17 protein-coding genes are annotated in these 17,251 nt (G+C 59.7%); 7 read left to right on the forward strand and 10 right to left on the reverse strand.

Annotation, left to right across the window (positions count from 1 at the left end; translation table 11 throughout):
* Positions 1–10: 10 nt before the first annotated feature.
* Entirely contained in the window at positions 11–1,336 is a 1,326-nt protein-coding gene (locus ACF0H7_RS10350; RefSeq protein ID WP_397453870.1) for an MFS transporter, read from the reverse strand.
* A gap of 273 nt (positions 1,337–1,609) precedes the next feature.
* Here ACF0H7_RS10350 and ACF0H7_RS10355 point away from each other — a divergent pair, with 273 nt between their 5' ends.
* Positions 1,610–2,323, forward strand: a complete 714-nt coding sequence (locus ACF0H7_RS10355) for a FadR/GntR family transcriptional regulator (RefSeq protein ID WP_397452666.1) — start codon at positions 1,610–1,612, stop codon at positions 2,321–2,323.
* A gap of 61 nt (positions 2,324–2,384) precedes the next feature.
* On the opposite strand, the gene ACF0H7_RS10360 is transcribed toward ACF0H7_RS10355, so the two are convergent.
* Positions 2,385–2,708: a helix-turn-helix domain-containing protein gene (locus ACF0H7_RS10360; RefSeq protein WP_397452667.1), complete on the reverse strand. Its 324-nt coding sequence runs from the start codon at positions 2,706–2,708 to the stop codon at positions 2,385–2,387.
* Positions 2,692–2,946, reverse strand: a complete 255-nt coding sequence (locus ACF0H7_RS10365) for a type II toxin-antitoxin system RelE/ParE family toxin (protein WP_397452668.1) — start codon at positions 2,944–2,946, stop codon at positions 2,692–2,694. Before ACF0H7_RS10365 ends, ACF0H7_RS10360 begins: the two co-directional genes overlap by 17 nt.
* A gap of 131 nt (positions 2,947–3,077) precedes the next feature.
* Between ACF0H7_RS10365 and ACF0H7_RS10370 the strand changes: the two genes are divergently transcribed.
* Together ACF0H7_RS10370 and ACF0H7_RS10375 are read left to right on the forward strand one after the other, a co-directional pair.
* Positions 3,078–4,181: a CdaR family transcriptional regulator gene (locus tag ACF0H7_RS10370; protein ID WP_397452669.1), complete on the forward strand. Its 1,104-nt coding sequence runs from the start codon at positions 3,078–3,080 to the stop codon at positions 4,179–4,181.
* A gap of 114 nt (positions 4,182–4,295) precedes the next feature.
* Positions 4,296–5,435: a glycerate kinase gene (locus ACF0H7_RS10375; RefSeq protein WP_397452670.1), complete on the forward strand. Its 1,140-nt coding sequence runs from the start codon at positions 4,296–4,298 to the stop codon at positions 5,433–5,435.
* 163 nt (positions 5,436–5,598) lie between these two features.
* Here ACF0H7_RS10375 and ACF0H7_RS10380 read toward each other — a convergent pair whose 3' ends face one another.
* Genes ACF0H7_RS10380 through ACF0H7_RS10390 form a run of 3 tightly spaced genes read right to left on the reverse strand, consistent with a single transcriptional unit; the run spans position 5,599 to position 8,285 of the window.
* A complete protein-coding gene (locus ACF0H7_RS10380) occupies positions 5,599–6,063 on the reverse strand; it encodes a GyrI-like domain-containing protein (protein WP_397452671.1) in 465 nt (154 codons plus the stop codon).
* Between the two features lie 39 nt (positions 6,064–6,102).
* Positions 6,103–7,035: a TIGR03571 family LLM class oxidoreductase gene (locus ACF0H7_RS10385; protein WP_397452672.1), complete on the reverse strand. Its 933-nt coding sequence runs from the start codon at positions 7,033–7,035 to the stop codon at positions 6,103–6,105.
* Between the two features lie 47 nt (positions 7,036–7,082).
* Positions 7,083–8,285, reverse strand: coding sequence for an MFS transporter (locus ACF0H7_RS10390; protein ID WP_397452673.1), 1,203 nt, complete (start codon positions 8,283–8,285; stop codon positions 7,083–7,085).
* Positions 8,286–8,502: 217 nt separating this feature from the next.
* On the opposite strand from ACF0H7_RS10390, the gene ACF0H7_RS10395 reads away from it, so the two are divergent.
* On the forward strand, positions 8,503–9,336 hold the full coding sequence (locus ACF0H7_RS10395) for a tetratricopeptide repeat protein (protein ID WP_397452674.1): 834 nt from the start codon (positions 8,503–8,505) through the stop codon (positions 9,334–9,336).
* Position 9,337: 1 nt separating this feature from the next.
* On the opposite strand, the gene ACF0H7_RS10400 is transcribed toward ACF0H7_RS10395, so the two are convergent.
* Together ACF0H7_RS10400 and ACF0H7_RS10405 are read right to left on the reverse strand one after the other, a co-directional pair.
* Positions 9,338–10,369, reverse strand: a complete 1,032-nt coding sequence (locus tag ACF0H7_RS10400) for a helix-turn-helix transcriptional regulator (RefSeq protein ID WP_397452675.1) — start codon at positions 10,367–10,369, stop codon at positions 9,338–9,340.
* Positions 10,370–10,719: 350 nt separating this feature from the next.
* Positions 10,720–11,445 carry a cysteine hydrolase family protein gene (locus tag ACF0H7_RS10405; protein ID WP_397452676.1) on the reverse strand — a complete coding sequence of 242 codons (726 nt, stop codon included), beginning with the start codon at positions 11,443–11,445 and terminating at the stop codon, positions 10,720–10,722.
* Positions 11,446–11,578: 133 nt separating this feature from the next.
* On the opposite strand from ACF0H7_RS10405, the gene ACF0H7_RS10410 reads away from it, so the two are divergent.
* Positions 11,579–12,400: a helix-turn-helix domain-containing protein gene (locus ACF0H7_RS10410; RefSeq protein ID WP_397452677.1), complete on the forward strand. Its 822-nt coding sequence runs from the start codon at positions 11,579–11,581 to the stop codon at positions 12,398–12,400.
* 32 nt (positions 12,401–12,432) lie between these two features.
* Here ACF0H7_RS10410 and ACF0H7_RS10415 read toward each other — a convergent pair whose 3' ends face one another.
* The gene (locus ACF0H7_RS10415) at positions 12,433–13,968 is read right to left on the reverse strand and encodes an MFS transporter (RefSeq protein ID WP_397452678.1); all 1,536 of its coding nucleotides are present in this window, start codon (positions 13,966–13,968) and stop codon (positions 12,433–12,435) included.
* Positions 13,969–14,090: 122 nt separating this feature from the next.
* Here ACF0H7_RS10415 and ACF0H7_RS10420 point away from each other — a divergent pair, with 122 nt between their 5' ends.
* Positions 14,091–14,972 (forward strand): LysR family transcriptional regulator, encoded by an 882-nt coding sequence (locus ACF0H7_RS10420; protein ID WP_397452679.1) that lies wholly within the window; start codon positions 14,091–14,093, stop codon positions 14,970–14,972.
* 287 nt (positions 14,973–15,259) lie between these two features.
* On the forward strand, positions 15,260–15,637 hold the full coding sequence (locus tag ACF0H7_RS10425) for a VOC family protein (protein ID WP_397452680.1): 378 nt from the start codon (positions 15,260–15,262) through the stop codon (positions 15,635–15,637).
* On the opposite strand, the gene ACF0H7_RS10430 is transcribed toward ACF0H7_RS10425, so the two are convergent.
* Entirely contained in the window at positions 15,634–16,986 is a 1,353-nt protein-coding gene (locus tag ACF0H7_RS10430; protein ID WP_397452681.1) for an OprD family porin, read from the reverse strand. The two genes, ACF0H7_RS10425 and ACF0H7_RS10430, sit on opposite strands and share 4 nt — an antisense overlap.
* Between the last annotated feature and the right edge of the window lie 265 nt (positions 16,987–17,251).

The raw sequence follows: 17,251 nt of genomic DNA on the forward strand, positions 1-17,251 counted from the left end.
CTGTCAATAATCAGTGAGTCGACACGGGTTTGGCCGGGACCGCATCAGCGGTGCTGACTTTGGGCTTGTTGCGTGCGGCAAAGACGATGATCGCGGCAATGATCGATGTCACGGCCAGGCCATACAGCCCACCCTGAATCGAGCCAGTGTGTTCTTCCAGCCAGCCGAACGTGGCCGGAGCGAAAAAACCGCCGAGGTTGCCGATGGAGTTGATCAGCGCAATCACGCCCGCGGCGATCCGTGCATCGAGGTACGCCTGCGGAATCGGCCAGAACAGCGACGAAGCGGATTTGAAACCCAGTGCGGCGAAGCAGATCGCGACAAAGGCAAACACCGGTCCGCCCGTCGTGGACATGAACATGCCCGCTGCGGCGATCAACAACGCGGCAGCTACCCACGCTTGCTGGTGTTTCCATTTCGCCGAGAACGAGGCGAAGGCGTACATCCCGACAATCGACAGCAACCACGGGATCGAGTTGAACAGCCCGACCTGCATGTCGCTGAGGTCGCCCATCTTCTTGATGATGCTCGGTAGCCAGAAGGTGGCGGCGTAGATGGTCAGCTGGATGAAGAAGTAGATCACGCAGAACAGGATGATCTGGCGGTCCTTGAGCAGGGTCATGATCGACGGTTTGTTTGGCGTCGCCGCCTCACGCTCCCGTTGCTCGGTGTCGATGGTCGAGACCAGCGCATCTTGCTCGTCGCGGCTCAGCCATTTGGCATCGTGGGGGTTGGAGTCCAGCCAGAACCAGACGAAGAAGCACAGGCCGACCGAGAACAAACCTTCGATCAGGTACATCCACTGCCAGCCGTGCAGGCCCAGGCCAGTGATTTGCAGCAACGCGCCAGACAGCGGACCGGAAATCAGCGAGGCGATGGCCGAACCACTGAGGAAGATCGCAATGGCCTTGCCGCGTTCGACGCCAGGCAACCAGCGGGTGAAGTAGTAGATCACCCCGGGGAAGAAGCCGGCTTCGGCGACGCCCAACAGGAAGCGCAGGACATAGAAGTGGGTTTCGGTGTGGATGAAGGCCATGCAGGAAGCGACCAGGCCCCAGGTCAGCATGATCCGGGTCAGCCAGATACGCGCGCCGACTTTTTGCAGGAGGATATTGGACGGCACTTCGAACAGCGCGTAGCCGATAAAGAACAGCCCGGCGCCCAGACCGTAGGCGGCAGCACCGATGCCCAGGTCGTGTTCCATGTAGCTGCGAACGAAGCCAATATTGACTCGATCGATGTAGTTGACGATGAACATGATGACGAACAGCGGCAGTACACGACGCTTCACTTTAGCCACTGCCGAAAGCAGTGCTGACGAGGCGCCGTCGTTCATCCGGGTATTGGATGTAGTCACAATCGGAACTCCCACTCGTTATTTTTATGCGGGTTAAGTCGTACCAAGTCATGTGCTCGGTTGTTAGTCATCATACAAGTTAAATTGTTGGGTGCAAGGGGGTTGATAGCCTATTTTGCTTGGCTTAGCGTGCACCTTTAGTCCTGTTAGCTTTTGTTGAAGGGGCCATGCTTGCGATTTTTCTTAACTTGTCATACAAGTAGATGAGTGTTTCATTGCCACGCAGCCCGCGTTTTATCTGGAATTTTCCCTATGCAAGACCTGACCCGAGAAACCACCCGACGACGTCCACACAACCTGGCGACCGATCTGGTGACACAGCTGAGCCAGAAGATTTTGCTGGGCAAGATCAACCCGGGGGAAAAGCTGCCCTCGGAGAGTGAGATCGTGCGCGAGCATGGGGTCAGTCGCACCGTGGTCCGCGAGGCGATTTCCAAATTGCAGGCGTCGGGCCTGGTGGAAACCCGGCACGGCATCGGTACGTTTGTGCTGGAACGCCAGGCTCCGACCGGCATGCACCTGACGGTAGAAACCGCGGCAGGTGTGCGCGATATTCTTGAACTGCGCCTCGGCCTAGAAACCCAGGCGGTGGCGCTGGCGGCGATGCGTCGCACCGATGAGCAACTGGCGGCGATGCGTCAGGCGCTGGATGACTATCAGGATCTGTTGGCCAAGGAAGACAGCTGCGTGGAAGCGGATCGACGTTTTCATCTGCTGATCGCCGAAGCCACCGGCAACCCGTGCTTCGTCGAAATCATGCAGCACCTAGGCAGCAACATGATCCCGCGCAGCCGCATCGCCTCCAGCGAACGCGCCGGCGCGAACCTCGCGCATCAAGGTTATTTGGCCAATCTCGAACACGAAGCCTTATTAAGCGCAATCCGCCGCCAGGACCCTGACGCCGCACGCGCGGCAATGTGGACGCACCTGAGCAACAGCCGCGAACGGTTGGCGCCGCAGGAGTAGTGCGTTCCCCTTGTAGGAGCGCCCGGCTCCTACAGTAATATTGCCAGCCGCAATTCAGTCCTCAAAGCTCCAACTGTTCGGCTCGAATACCAAACGCGATAGCAATTTTCTCTCGAGTGACCTTGCGTGGTTTGGCGACTGTCTCTTGCTGCGCGTATGCCGGCTGGGAAATACCCAGTCGTCTGGCGACCTCTTCCTGCGTCAAATCCAGGTACTCGCGCCATGCTCGGATCGGCGTCGCACCTTCGACCATCAGGCTCACGACTTCATGAGGAATCAGATCATCCCCGCCGTGCTGAAGGAGGTAGTCTTCGTAAGGAATGACGACAAACGCGGGTTTACCATCCGGGCCGTTAATGATTTGTACGTTAGTAGGTGCGCTCATCTCTTTTCTTCACCTCTTGGATGCTGACCACTCGTATTGTGCTTTCCCAGTCAAAAAGGATTCGGTAATGGCCAACTCGTAATCGGTAGCCGCAGTCATGCTGGGTTAGGGCCTTGACGTTGGAGACGTCAGGCATTGCTTGAAGCTCCGTTACCGCGTCCCTGACTTGCACCTGATGCTGGGTATGCAGCTTCAGCAGTTGCTTCACGGCTTTCCTTGTCCATGCGATCCTATTCATAAGGCTCTTTTATAAGCTTAATATAAGTCTTGTGCGAATATTACTTATGATTGAGCCCGGCCGCCACCCTAAATCGCACTCATCCCCAGAATCAGGCAGACTCACCCCATCCACTCTGCCCGGAGCCACACATGTTCGCCCTCGATCACGCCCTTGCCCAAGACATCGTCGACCGCGCCATGGCGATTCTGCCGTGTAACGTCAATGTGATGGATTACCTGGGCATCATCATTGGCAGTGGCGAGGCCGAGCGGTTGTATACGCGGCATGAGGGCGCGCAGTTGGTGTTGGCCAACCGTCGGGTGGTGGAGATCGATTCGCAGACCGCCAAGCACCTGGATGGCGTGCGGCCGGGGATCAATCTGCCGTTGATGCTCGATCAGAAGCTGGTGGGCGTGCTGGGGATTACCGGCGAGCCGGACGAGGTTCGGGTCTATGGCGAACTGGTCAAGATGACCGCCGAGATGCTGATGGAGCACCGTCGACAGCAAGCAGATCAGCAGTGGCGGCACCAGCGCAGCGAGGATTTACTGGCGCGGCTGTTGTTGAGCGACTGTCCGGACAATCTGGTGGATGAGGCCGAGCACCTGGGGTTGCAACCGCAATTGTCACGGCAGGCGGTGTTGATCGAATTACCCAAGAGCGTGCCGGCGGCGGGGCAAATGGCGACCTGGTTGAGTGCTCGTTATGGCAACAGCTGGTGTGTGGCCCACGAGCCGACGCTGTTGTATTGGTGCCGGGCGGCGGGCAAGGAGCGTGATGATGCGTTGCTGCTGGAGCAGTTCGACGAACAGGGTTGGCCAGTGGTGCGCATGGCCACGGTGGAACAGTCCGCCGACCTCGCCAGCTTGCGTCAGGCCTGCAGCGCCGCCCGTGACTTGCTCGACTATGCGCGCCATGTTCATCCGCAGCAGCGGCTGCTGCGACTGGCGGTCCATCGTCTGCCGGTACTGTTCTGGCGTTACCGCAACGACTGGCTGGCGCAGGGCATGGCTGAGCCGATTGTTCGTCTGCAAGACAGCCACAACAGTCAGCTATTGGAAACGCTGCGTTGCTGGTTCGATTACAGCGGCGAAAGCCAGGCCTGTGCCGATGCCTTGGGCATCCACCGCAACAGCTTGCGCTATCGCCTGGAAAAGGTCGCCGAGCTGAGTGGCTGTGACCCTTACAACACTGACGACTTGCTGCGCCTGTACCTCGGCGTGCAAATGACACCACGCCAGTCTGTCAGTTGATCGGCTTTTTTTGTTCCAATGACCAAAGAGGTTAGAGGTTCGTTGTGCGTAGGTCAGGCGGCAAACCTCGGCCGGAGTGAGAACATTCACTCATAACAAACAGGAAGATTCGCCATGAAAATCGTCATCGCCCCCGACTCCTTCAAGGACAGCCTGAGCGCTCAGGGTGTTGCCAACGCCATTGCCAGCGGCCTTGCCGAGGTCTGGCCGGATGCCGATCTGGTGCAGCGACCGATGGCCGACGGCGGTGAGGGGACCATCGAGGCGATTCTGGCGGCATGCGACGGGCAGTGGATGAGCGCCCGAGTCAGCGGGCCACTGGGTGAAGCTGTCGAGGCGCATTGGGGCTGGCTGCAGCAGAGCCGCACCGCAATCATTGAAATGGCCATGGCCAGTGGTTTGCAATTGCTCACGCTGGAGCAACGCGACGCGACGGTCACCAGCACTCAAGGCACCGGAGAGTTGATTCGCGCAGCGTTGGACGCCGGCGCGCAACGGGTGATTTTGGCCATCGGCGGCAGCGCTACCAACGACGCCGGCAGCGGCATGCTCAGCGCGTTGGGCGCGCGCTTTCTTGATGGCAACGGGCAGCCCGTGGCGCCGGGCGGTCTGGGGTTGGCGCAGGTACAGCGGATTGAACTGGAGGGGCTCGACGCCCGTCTGCGTGACGTGCGCTTTGAAGTCGCGGCAGACGTCGATAATCCCCTGTGCGGCCTGCAGGGCGCTTCGCATGTTTTTGGCCCGCAGAAGGGGGCTTCGCCGGATCAGGTGCTGGCGCTGGACGCCGCATTGGGGCATTTCGCCGATCATTCGGCGCGGGTGCTCGGACATGACTGGCGCGATCAGCCCGGTTGTGGTGCGGCGGGCGGCATGGGCTTCGCAGCCAAGGCCTATTTGAATGCGGCGTTTCGGCCGGGTGTCGAAGTGGTGGCGGATCTGGTGGGGCTGGCTGACGCCTTGGTCGGTGCGGATCTGGTGATCACCGGCGAAGGCCGTTTCGATGCCCAGACTTTGCGTGGCAAAACCCCCTTCGGCGTGGCGCGAATTGCCCAGCGTCATGGTGTGCCGGTGATCGTGCTGGCCGGGACCTTGGGCGAGGGGTATGCAGCCTTGTATGAACATGGCATCAGCGCCGCGTTTGCCTTGGCCAGCGGGCCGATGACCCTGGACTACGCCTGCCGCAATGCCGCTGAGCTGCTGCATGACCGGGCACGGGATCTGGCGCGGGTTTGGCGATTGGCGGCGTTGCGCTGACGGGGTGTGTCAGGTCCGCCGCCTTCGCCAAATATACTCATGTAGGAGCTGCCGAAGGCTGCGATCGACTGTGCAACCGTCGTGCTTTGAAAATTGCTGAAGATTCTTCGAACCTTATCGCAGCCTTCGGCAGCTCCTACAGAGGATTGCAATTGCAGCTTTTTCAGCCCTTGAGCGGAATACACAACTCACAGCTCATCACCCCGGTCGCCGGGTTGTAGCTGGAGTCTTTGCCGTAACGCTCGAAATACGGGCCCTTGGCCGTCTCTACACCGTCGAGTTGCAGTTCGCCATAGAAGTCCATCCATGCCTGGCCAATCTCGGCGCCGGTCCCGGTAAAACGGGTCACGGCGTGCTCGCCGCCGGGCAAGGTGCGGATGGATGCCGGCGGCGTGGCGTCGAAGCTTTCCGGCACTTCGACGCACGCGTCATAGCGACATTGCGCAGCAGGTGTGACCTGCGGATCGTCCAGGCCAATCCCGTAGCGCACTTGATGCAGCAACCCGTTGTTTTCCATCCAGACACCGAACACATCCCGCCAGAACACGCCGATGGCCGGACCATAAGGTCCGGTCTGGCGCATGTAAGCGATGCGCGCCGAGGGTAATGATTTGATCGTGATATCCATGACCCCTCTCCTGGGTTTCATTGAAACGTTGATGATAGTTCAACGCACCTCATGAAACATCGGCAACACATGCTCCGCCAATTCAGCGATCACCTCGGCGACGTCACGTTCACTGCGACGCAGGTGCAAGCCGATGTGTTGCACGCCAATCGCCCGCAGCGCCTGTAACTCATCGATCAACGCCAGGCGCCCGCAACGCCCGCCGAAACGCACGCGTTGCAGCGGTGCGTGAGGATCGGCGTCGAGGTCAAGGTGGATAAAACTGACGTAGGGTTTATCGCCCGCCACTTCGCGCCACAGACTGACGCGGCGCTGGTGCTCGTCAGGTGTGCCGGGGTAGCTCAGCCAGCCATCCATGTGTTCACCGACCCAGGCCGGGGATTGTTGCGACAGCCCGGCGACCAGCATCGGCACCGGCTGGTCGCGTTCCGGCAACAGACGCGTGCCGGCCGGCAGACGTTCGCGGCCCTGGCTGCGCAACAGCTCAACGCTGTCGCGAAACGATGCGCCGCGTTGCTCGAAATCAACGCCAAACAACGGGTATTCGATGGGCCGGTCACCGCTGGCGACGCCGAGCAACAGCCGTCCGCCGCTCAGTTCGTCGATCGAGTTGGCCGCCTTCAGCGTCAGCCAGGGTTGGCGCAATGGCAACACCACCGCGGCGGTGCCCAGCAGAATGTTGTCGGTAATGCCCGCCAGATAACCGAGGTAGGAAAAGGTTTCGAAGACTTGAGCGGCGTCGCCGAAACCCGGATCGTACAGTGGCACGTCACGCACCCAGAGCGCGCGAAAACCGCCTTTGTCAGCCTGTCTCGCCAACTCGGCGTGGCGACTGATATCAGGGATGCCGAACGGCCGTTGCTGCTGCCGGGCCAAGCGTTGGCCATCACTGGACCAGTCGTTGTCCAGCGGCAATTCCAGACCAATAGAGAAGCCGGTGTTGCCCAGCAGTTTTTCAAATCGAGAATGCATGTAAGCTCCAAGGCCCCGCTTGAGCGAGGCTGATACAGGAAAGAGGTTTAGTGGCCCGCTACGACGGTGCTGCTGCTGACGTCTGCCAGCCCGCTGCGTTGGTCCAGGCGGCCGCTGAGCACGGTCAAGCCGTACGCGAACAGCACCACCAACGCGGCAATCCAGGGCGTATGTGCCAGGCCGAGGTGTTCGACGATCAGGCCACCGGCCCACGAACCGCCAGCGACACCCAGGTTGAACGCGGCGATGTTGAAACCCGAGGCGACGTCCACCGCGTCGGGGGCGAAGTGCTCGGCCTGTTTAACCACGTACACCTGCAACGCCGGCACATTACCGAACGCCACCGCGCCCCAGGCCAGCACCGTCAGTACCACCAACCAAGGGCTGGCGGCGGTAAAGGTCAGGATTGCCAACACCACGGCCAGCAACAGGAAGATGGTTTTCAGGGTTTTCACCGGGCCCTTGCGGTCGGCCATCTTGCCGCCCCAGATATTGCCGAAGGCCACGGAAATGCCGTAGGCCAACAGCACCACGCTGACCATGTTCGGACTGAAGCCAGAGAGGTCTTCGAGGATGGGCGCCAGGTAAGTGAACGCAATCAACGAGCCGCCGTAACCCACGGCCGTCATGGCGTACACCAGCAACAAGCGCGGTTGGGTCAGCACTTTCGCCTGGCGCAGCAACGAGGCGGGCGCACTGTGCTGGATGTTCTTCGGCACGAACAGCAGGCTGCCAATCAGGGCGATCAAACCGAACGCCGAGACCACCAGAAAGGTCGTGCGCCAACCGAAGTGCTGGCCGATGAAGGTACCCAGTGGAATGCCGGTGACAAAGGCTACGGTCATGCCGCTGAACATGGTCGCGATAGCGCTGGCGGCCTTGTCTTTGGGCACAAGATTGGTGGCGATGATCGAGCCGACGGAGAAGAACACGCCATGGGCCAACCCGGTGAGGATCCGCGCGATGATCAGCGACTCATAACTCGGTGCCTGCCAGGCCACCAGATTGCCGAGGGTGAACAGCACCATCAGGCCGACCAGCAGCACCTTGCGCGGAACCCGGCCGGTCAATGCGGTGAGCAGGGGCGCGCCGATGGCGACACTCAAGGCATACAGGCTGACCAGCAGGCCCGCCGACGGCAGGCTGGTGCCCAGGTCGTGGGCGATGGTCGGAATCAGGCCGACGATGACGAACTCTGTGGTTCCGATGGCAAAGGCGCTGAGGGTCAGCGCCAACAGGGCAAGGGGCATGGTGAGGCTCCGGGAAGAGGCGTTGTTGATGGCGCCCAGTATCCCGAGGAAGACTCGTGAAAAAAATGCCGGTTCAGGCACAAGAATTTTGCGTTGAAATCAAAAGTAAGCGTTGAAAATGGCGCTCGACTGCGACAGATATTGTCGCAATGGTATGGAAGATAGCGCTCATCAAAGAGCCCCCGGTCTTTTCGGGGATTCACGGAGACGATGTGCCATGCAGGATTCACTGCGGATTGTTTCACTGCTCGAACGTGTATTACCTGAATACGTTGCCCCTGGTTTTGTCCAGCACAGCACCTGGTTGCAGGCATCTCCGGGCATTGGCCTGCCCAGCCAGCAGGGTTTTGAGGGGGCCGTGAATCCACTGGTGGCGCTGCTCGAAGAGTCGTCCGGTCTGTCGGTGACCTATTGGGTGATGCGTCAGCAAGCGTTGAACGGAGACATCGATACGTTGAACGATCTGGCCTGGGTATGGCTCAACGGCAAGTATTGGCGGGCCGACCCTGCGCTGGCCGGTCGCTTGTTACGGATTGCTGCCTTGCAGGGCAGTGCGGCGGCCTGTTTCAACCTGGCGCAGCAGCATTATTTCGGCCGGGGCGTGGCGGTGGTTTACGCGCGGGTGGCCAGTTTTTACCGGCGTGCGTTTGACCTCGGTCTGGTGCAGGCGGCGGCAAGACTCGGCGATTTGTACGACGAGCAGGCCAACGCGGCAGACGTCGAACCTGACTGGCAGCGCGAGCCCAAACGCGCTTTTGACTGGTACCTGCAAGGCGCGCATAAAGGCGACGCCGGTTGCCGTTTCGAGGTGGGTTACCGGCTGCTGCATGGCGTCGATGTGCCCCGCGATCTCAAGGCCGGGCAGTACTGGCTAGAGCTGGCGGCAGTCACCGGCATCACCGCCGCCGCAGAGGAACTGGCGGTGTTCCACCGCTTCAGCGGGAAAACCTTGCGCTATCTGTATTGGCGCGATCAGGCGGTGTCGCTGGGCAGTGAGCGGGCGATCAACATGAAGGCCGATGATCAGCTTCAAGTGGTCCAGCAGGCCTGACTCAAACCTGGGGTTCTTGCACTGCCCGCTCGTAGCCAGCCAAGGCGAGCTTCAGTTTTTCGTAGATCTCGTCGCGTAGGTAGGTGGGCTTTTCCACCACCAGTGCGGCGCCTTGGGACAGAATCCACCAGTGCAATTGCCAACTGTTGCTCAGGGTGGCATTGAGGCGATAACCGGCGTCGAGTTTGTGCAAAAGCATGTCGGCGGACAGCGGTGTTTCGCGGATCAAGCGCTCGAGGTGGTCGCTGATCCAGGCTTGCAACTCGATGGCTCCGGTGTTGCCGAATTGCAGGGCGTCGCTGCCCAGGTAGTCGAGCAGGTTGAACGCTTCGAGGCCTTGGGTCGACGACGTAGCGACGATTTCCAGATGATGGAAACGGTGCACGGCGAACTGGCGCACATCGGTATAAGGCTCGGCAGTGGCGATCAGGTAGGTCACCAACCCGCGTTGGACCAGCGCCAGCGGGTTGAGCGTCAACTCGCTGGTCTTGTCGAAATGCGCCGAGTAGTACTGGCATTTCAGCTGGCTTTCTTCGAGCAGGGCCTTCTGCAGGGTTTCCAGAATATTTTCCGGCACTTCCGGTGCCTGCATGGTCAATCCAGGTTTGACGCTGGCCACCTTGTCCAGCCAGCGCGCGGCGTGGTTATCGCTGGCCAGACTTTCAAGCTTTTTTCGCGCGTAACAGAACCTCGCTTCCAGCGCGCTGAGCATGCTGGCGGGCAGCAGCGGGCGGATGGCGTCCTCCACCAGCGCCAGGCTCAATGCCTCGCTGAGGCTGATCCCCGGTAACTCGACGCTGGCGCCGGGCGCCCAATGCCATCCGTAAGGCATGCCTTTGTCATTGCACTGCAAAGCAAATTGGGTGGACAGCTCGTTCAGGTCGCGCTCGATCGTGCGTTTGCTGACCGGAAAGCCTTCATCCTGGAGTTTTAGGACCAATTCGGCGCTGGTGATGCCGGGCCCGCGCGTTGGTAACTGGCGCAGTAATTCCCATTGGCGACTCACGGTGCTGCGGGTTTTAGCAGAAGGCAAAACAAAGCGTCCTTGTCAAAAAGATCGCGGCAGGGTGCGGATTACGGAAATGTATGGCAATAAGCCATTAGTCCAACTCCAGAGCCTGAGACTGAATCGAATCAGCAATTGTTGATGGCGAGTGCGACGAGTTGTGTCGCAGTCGATACATTGGCGTGAAATTATTCAGTGGGCACTTCATCAACGCGGATAGGTCGGCGCACGGCACGTCACTATAGGAAGCGGGGGTGGCTCAAAACAGGATCAGATAGCGAAATTAAATACGGATCAGAAGCGGTGTACCTGACCCACCGCGTCGAGCCATCGCCAACGTGTTGGCGAAGGCGGCGGTTCAGGCACCGCTGTCTGGATTACTGCCCCAACTTCTTCAGGGTTTCTGCAGTGGTCCACAACGCATTGGCGATGAAGCGATAGTTGATCAACGCCGCGAGGTAGCCGTCGCCTTCGGGCAGGCGCGGTCCGGCGGTGGCGTCGCGGACCACGGCCACTTCAAACCCTTGCTCGGCCAGTTCACGCATGTGCGACTCCACGCACAGGTTGGCCGCCATCCCGGCGAGGATCACTTGCGACACGCCTTTCTTGCGCAGTTGCAGCACCAGGTCGTTGGTTTCCGGGCCGTAGACTTTGTGCGGCGAGCAGATGATGGTCTTGCCATCGAGAATGTACGGCTTGTACTGCGGCATGAAATCGGCGCCGGAGTTTTCAAAACCGTCGAGACTTAACGAGCCCTTACGATCGAACATGCCGATGTTGTGCATCAGTTTTTCCAGCGGCCCGCCGTGTTCCCATTCGTGGTCGCACGGGTAGTAATAGTGCGGCGATACCGCGACCGGAATACCGGCTGCTTTGGCAGCGGCGAACAATTGCTCCAGGTGCTCGACCACGCCATTTTCGGTAACGCTGTCACCCACCAGACCCCAGCTCACGCCCTCGGGGCTGAGGAAGTCGACCTGTGGATCGATCACTACCAGCGCGGCGCGGGACAGGTCGAGTTGCATGCCAGGGTTAGGCAGGCCCGGTTCGGCCGGGTCTTGATAGGCGGCGGAAATCGGGCGGGGTACGGATGAGTCGGTCATTGTGAGGCTCCTCGGATTGGAATAGGCTCTCGCGGCGCAGGGTGTCGTCGTGGCCTGAGCGAGTGGTTATCCTGGGCTTTTGCCTCGGCCGACTTTTCCCCCAACGTCCGACTTTTTTGGCTCAAACGACACAATGGATGCCATTTCCGAGTTTTTTGACCGCGCGCAACTTAACGGTCAGTTGTTTTTCGCCGGCAAGGTCTACGGCACGCTGGACGTGAACAAGCCCGAAGGCACAGCGTTTCTGCACATTCTGGACAAAGGCGGCGTCGACCTGGTGCGCGCCGGTCATCCGCGTATCGCCCTGAACGAACCGTGCCTGCTGCTGTGTCCCAGCACCTGCCGCTACAAGTTACTGTCCACCACCGAACAGGGCGCCGATATCATGTGCGCGACCTTCGAATTTGGCGTCGGCATGGGGCGTTCGTTTCCCTTGGGCGTCACCGATACCTTGGTGTTTCCGTTCAGTCGCATCGCCAGTGTGGTGCCGGTGATCGAGGCCTTGCTCGCCGAGTTTCGCGGGCAGGCACCGGGGTTTCGCAAGGGCTTGAGCGTGCTGTTCGAATACATCCTGATCGTGCTGGTGCGTCAGGCGATCAGCGACGGTTCGATTGCCAAGGGCGGGCTGTTTGCGATGCTTGATCCGCAGTTGGGCAAGGCGTTGAGCGGGATGCACGCGCGCCCCGAGCATGACTGGGACCTCAAGCAATTGGCCCAACTGGCGTCGATGTCGCGTTCGACCTTTTCCGCGCAGTTTCTCAAGGTGGTGGGGGTCTCACCGATCAGCTACCTGACGGCCTGGCGCATGAAATTGGCGCAGGACCTGATGAAGCAAGGCGTGAAATTGAAAGTGGTGGCGGCGTCAGTCGGATACAGCTCACAGGCGGCGCTGAGTCGCGCCTTCGTGTTGGAAATGGGCGTGCCGCCGGGGGAATGGCTCAAGCGGCAGGAGTGACGCTGTCAAGGCGGCTGACAGCGTCAACGTCATCAGGCTTGCGCTGGAGTCATTTGCACCTGCGGGATCGGATTGCGCATCAACGTCCCCACCAGCAACGCAAAGAACAACGACACGAGGCCCGCCACCCACAAAATCGTGCTGAAGCCGGCGACGAACGCTTGCTGCGCCAGGGGCTGGATGATCGCCCGCGCTGTCTCGGTCAGCGGTTGCATCGCGGTACTCATGTCGCCGGCGACCACCCGTGAAGCAATGTTGCCGGCCTGTGCCAGCCACTCCGGGGCGCTGAGTTGCAGGCTGTTGCTCAAGACCATTTTCGTGTGGTTGGACAACACCGCGCCGTACACACCAATCGCGAGCATGACCGCGCTGAAACGCATCGTGGTGCTCATGCCCGAGGCCATGCCGGTGCGTTCACGGGGCACGCAGGCCATGATGTTTTTCTGCGTGTCGCCATTAAGCAGGCCCGCGCCGGCACCAATTACGGCGATCGCAGCGGCGAAGGCCAGATAACCGCCTACCGAGACTGCCCAGGCGCTCAGCAAATTGCCCGCGCCGACCAGCGTCAGCCCCAGCGCCATCATTCCCGCCGGGGAGACTCTCGTGGACAGTCGCGCGCCGATTTTCGGGAAGATCAGCATGGTAATGGCGAACGGCAACATCCCCAGCCCGGAAGCAATGGCCGAGAAACCCAGACCGTTTTGCAGGTAAAACGGCAGCAGCGTCATCATCACCTGAGCGCACCCGGCGTAGGCAAACATCCCCAACAGCGCGCCGATGAAGCGCGCGTGCTTAAACAATTGCAGGTCCACCATCGGCCGCCGTTGCAGGCGCTCGACCACCACGAACAATCCCAGTAACACCCCACCGCCGAGCAAGCGCAGGGTGGTCAGGGAATCGTCCCAGCCAATACGGTTAGCCTCGATCAGGCCCCAGATCAAACACACCAGACTGCCGCTGAACATCAGACTGCCCCAGGGATCGAGGCGTGCCGATTGCTCGTTGCGCGATTCCGGAATGTTGCGCAGCACCACGATCACCAGCAGCAAACCTATCGGCACATTGATGAAGAAGATCCAGCGCCAGCCGACGTAGGACGCAATCAGGCCGCCAAGGGTCGGCGCCGCCGTCATCGCGATGCCCATGCACCCGCCCCAGAACGCCCAGGCCTTGGCCCGTTCCACTTCATCGTGAAACACGTGGCCTATGGTCGCCAGCGCCGAGGTCAGCAACAACGCCGCGCCAACGCCTTTGATCGCGCGGGCGATGTCGAGAAATACGATGTTCGGCGCTATGCCACAACCCACGGAAGCGACGATGAACAGCAGCAAACCGCTGAGCAGGGTTTTTTTCCGGCCAAAGCGGTCGGCAATGCTCCCGGCCGGCAACAGCAGCGCGGCGAAGGCCAACATGTAAGCACTGACCACCCATTCGATATCGGCAAAACCGGCGCCCAGATCACGGGCGATGCTGGGCAATGTTACGGCGACGATATTGGTGTCCAGGATAATCAGCGCGCAGACGCCTGAGGCGGTCATCAAGGTCTTGCGCGGGCTGAGCGTTTTCATTCTTCCTCCGGGTGCCCATACTGGGTTGTGTTACAGGTAACGTGAGCATCAGCATAACGCGGGCAGTTATGCTCTTTATTACCCGTCAGTAAGTACTTCATTACCTTTGAGCTAATGCCGCCATGGACATCCGCCACTTCCGCTACTTTCTGGCCGTTGCCAAGCACAAAAACTTTACTCGGGCTGCCGAGCAACTGGGCATCGCGCCGCCGACCCTGACCCGGCAGATCCAGGATCTGGAGAATGCGTTGGGCACCCGCTTGTTCTTGCGACTGCAACGAGAGGTGAGCCTGACCGATGCCGGTCGCGCCCTGCAGGTGGAAGCCGAATTGACCGTGCGCCAGTTCGAGACCGCACAACTCAACGCACAGCGCGCCGGACGCGGCGAAACCGGCCATATCGAATTGGGCTATGTCGCCTCGGCGGTGTTTTCCGGTTCGTTGCAGACCCAGGTCAGCAGCTTTCGCCAGCGTTACCCGGACGTGGTGTTTGCCATCTCCGAATACCTGATGCCGGACTTGCCGGCTTCGATAGTCGAAGGGCGGCTGGATGTCGGCTACATCCGCTCACCGATGCACGTGTCGGAATCGCTCAATTGCGTCAGGTTGTTGTCCGAAGGCTTTGCGTTGGCGCTGCCAGACAATTCGTGGCTGTGCCGCTTGAAAGAAATCAATGCCGCGCATTTGCAAAACGAAACCTTCATCCTGCCCGAACAAATCTCCGGCACCCTGCAGGTCGCGGCACAGGGCGGGTATGCACCCAAACTGGGGCCGCAGCCGGGTGGTCTGGTGTCAGTGGTGACCCTGGTCTCGCTGGGGCAGGGGGTGGCGGTGGTGCCGGAGTCGGTGGTCGACCACATTAAACTGCCAAACGTGGTGTATCGCCGTATCCACGACAGTCAGCCCTCGTCCCGCCTGGCGCTGGTCTATCGACGCTTTGAAAAGGCCCCGGCGGTGGCGCGGTTTATTGAACATGTGAAGGGCTTCAGCGAAGAGGGCCGTTGATGACAGCTGCTTGACCGCACAAGTAACCGCACAAGTAGGGCGCACAAGTAAAGTGGATCACTTCAGCCTTCGCCAACTTGTTGGCGAATGGCTTGACGCGGTATCTCAGGAGATCACCTAATCCTGTGGCAGGCTCGCCAGCGGCAAGATGGGCAGGGTCCGTTTCAGGGTTGCGCATCGACGCGTAGCCAAACAAAACGGGGCATTCAGGAGTGGTGAATGTTCAGGGTGATTCCGCCCGTGGATAATCGCCCGACCCTTGCTCCCACCCTCAAAGGCGCCCTCCAATGATCGATCACCTTGACCACCTGGTCCTGACCGCCACTGACGCCGAAGCCACTCAGGATTTCTACACCCGCGTGCTGGGCATGCAGCTTGAAACCTTCGGTGCCGGGCGTATGGCGTTCAAATTCGGCAATCAGAAAATCAATCTGCACATTCGAGGTCAGGAGTTCGAGCCCAAGGCGCATCTGCCGGTGTCCGGGGCGCTGGATTTGTGCTTTATCGCGTCGATTCCGCTGGAGCAGGTGATTGCGCGGTTCGCGGCTGCCAACTGGCCGATAGTTGAAGGCCCCATCATGCGTACGGGCGCGACGGGGCCAGTTCGGTCGGTCTATGTGCGTGACCCGGATTTGAACCTGATCGAGATTTCCGAGCAGCTTTAGAACAGCGGCAAGCTGTAGCTCAGGATCAGGCGGTTTTCGTCCTGTTGGCGGGTGTTGGCAATATTGTTGCGCCACATGGCGTTTTTCCAGGTCATGCCCAGGCCCTTCATGGCGCCGGATTGCACCACGTAAGACAGGGTCAGGTCGCGTTCCCATTCGCTGGCGTTGCCGGTGGTCGGGGTGTCGATGTCGTCGCCGCGTAGGTAGATGATACCGGCGGTGGCGCCCGGCAGGCCGACACGGGCGAAGTCGAACGAGTAGCGAGCTTGCCAGGTTTTCTCGCCGGCTCGACCGAACTTCTGGATCTGCATATCGGTGATGGTGTAGTTCGACGAACCGTCACCCTGGTTCAGCCACGGGAAGTCGCTGTCGCCATGGCTTGACTGGTAACCGCCGCCGAAGGTGTGGCCGTTGACGGTGTACAGAAAGAGGCCGCTGTACAGGTTGTTATCAACTTTGCCTTTGGTGGTGGTACCGCCGTAATAACCGCTGGTGTAGTACAGCGGATTATGCCCGTTGGCGCCGTCGTCCTTGCTGTTGAAGTAACGCAAATCGCTCTTCAATACGCCCGGACCGATCGACCAGTTGTGTACCAGCCCGAGGAAGTTTTGTGTGTAGAAGTCTTCCAGTTTGCCGAAGTAATACTGGGCGGTGAGGTCTTTGGTTAGTTTGTAATCACCACCGGCGTAGATGAATTTGTTGCTGGTCTTGCCGCTGATGGCGTTATTGGCGCCGCCATTGGCACCGGCAATCGACAGGTTTTCGTTGTTGCTGGAGTTACGGCCTTTGACCTGTTCGATCTGGCCCACCACTAACGACAGGTCCTTGATATCGCCCGAGGTAAGTTGGCCGCCTTGCCAGGTTTGCGGCAATAGACGACCGTCGTTGGATACGATGACCGGGTTTTTCGGCATCAAGGTCCCGAGCTTCAGTTCAGTCTTGGATATTTTTGCCTTGGCGGTGACACCCAGGCTGGAGAAGTCATCGACCGCATGATCACCATCACTGGGGAACACAGTGCCGGCATAAGCATTGCCGGTCGGGTTGCCGTGCTTGCCGCCGCTGGAGTCCAGGCGTACGCCCAGCAAGCCGATGGCATCGACGCCAAAGCCCACGGCGCCTTGGGTGTAACCGGAGGTGAAGTCGAGCTGGAAGCCTTGACCCCATTCCGCTTGATAGTTCTGGTTGGCAGCTTTCTGCGCGGCGGTAGCGGAGTCGCGGTTATCGGTATTGATGTAGAAGTTGCGCAGTTTCAGTGTGGCAGTGCTGTCTTCGACGAAGCCGGCGGCGTTGGCGTGTTGCGCCATGACGCCGACGGTGATGGCCAACGTCAGTGTGGATTTTTTCAATGTACTACTCCCTGGCGAATCTGTTTTTATAGTTTCCTGGTGCTGAAACGAATACCTGAAGTGCGCCCGTACGAATAAGTACAGTGCGTTTGTTTGCTGTTGTTTTTCAGGATGTTTCAGAACTATTGCTGGCGGATTAATAAGCAAGTCAAAACGTAGTGCTTAAAAATAACCGCGCGGGAGTGTAGCGAGATGATGTTTAAATGAGGTTTATTGTTTGTAAGAGAATGTTTAATTATGAGCGCTGGAAGTCTGTAGGAGCGAA

Origin of the sequence: Pseudomonas sp. NA-150, from assembly GCF_044336365.1 — a bacterium.
GTDB lineage: Bacteria > Pseudomonadota > Gammaproteobacteria > Pseudomonadales > Pseudomonadaceae > Aquipseudomonas.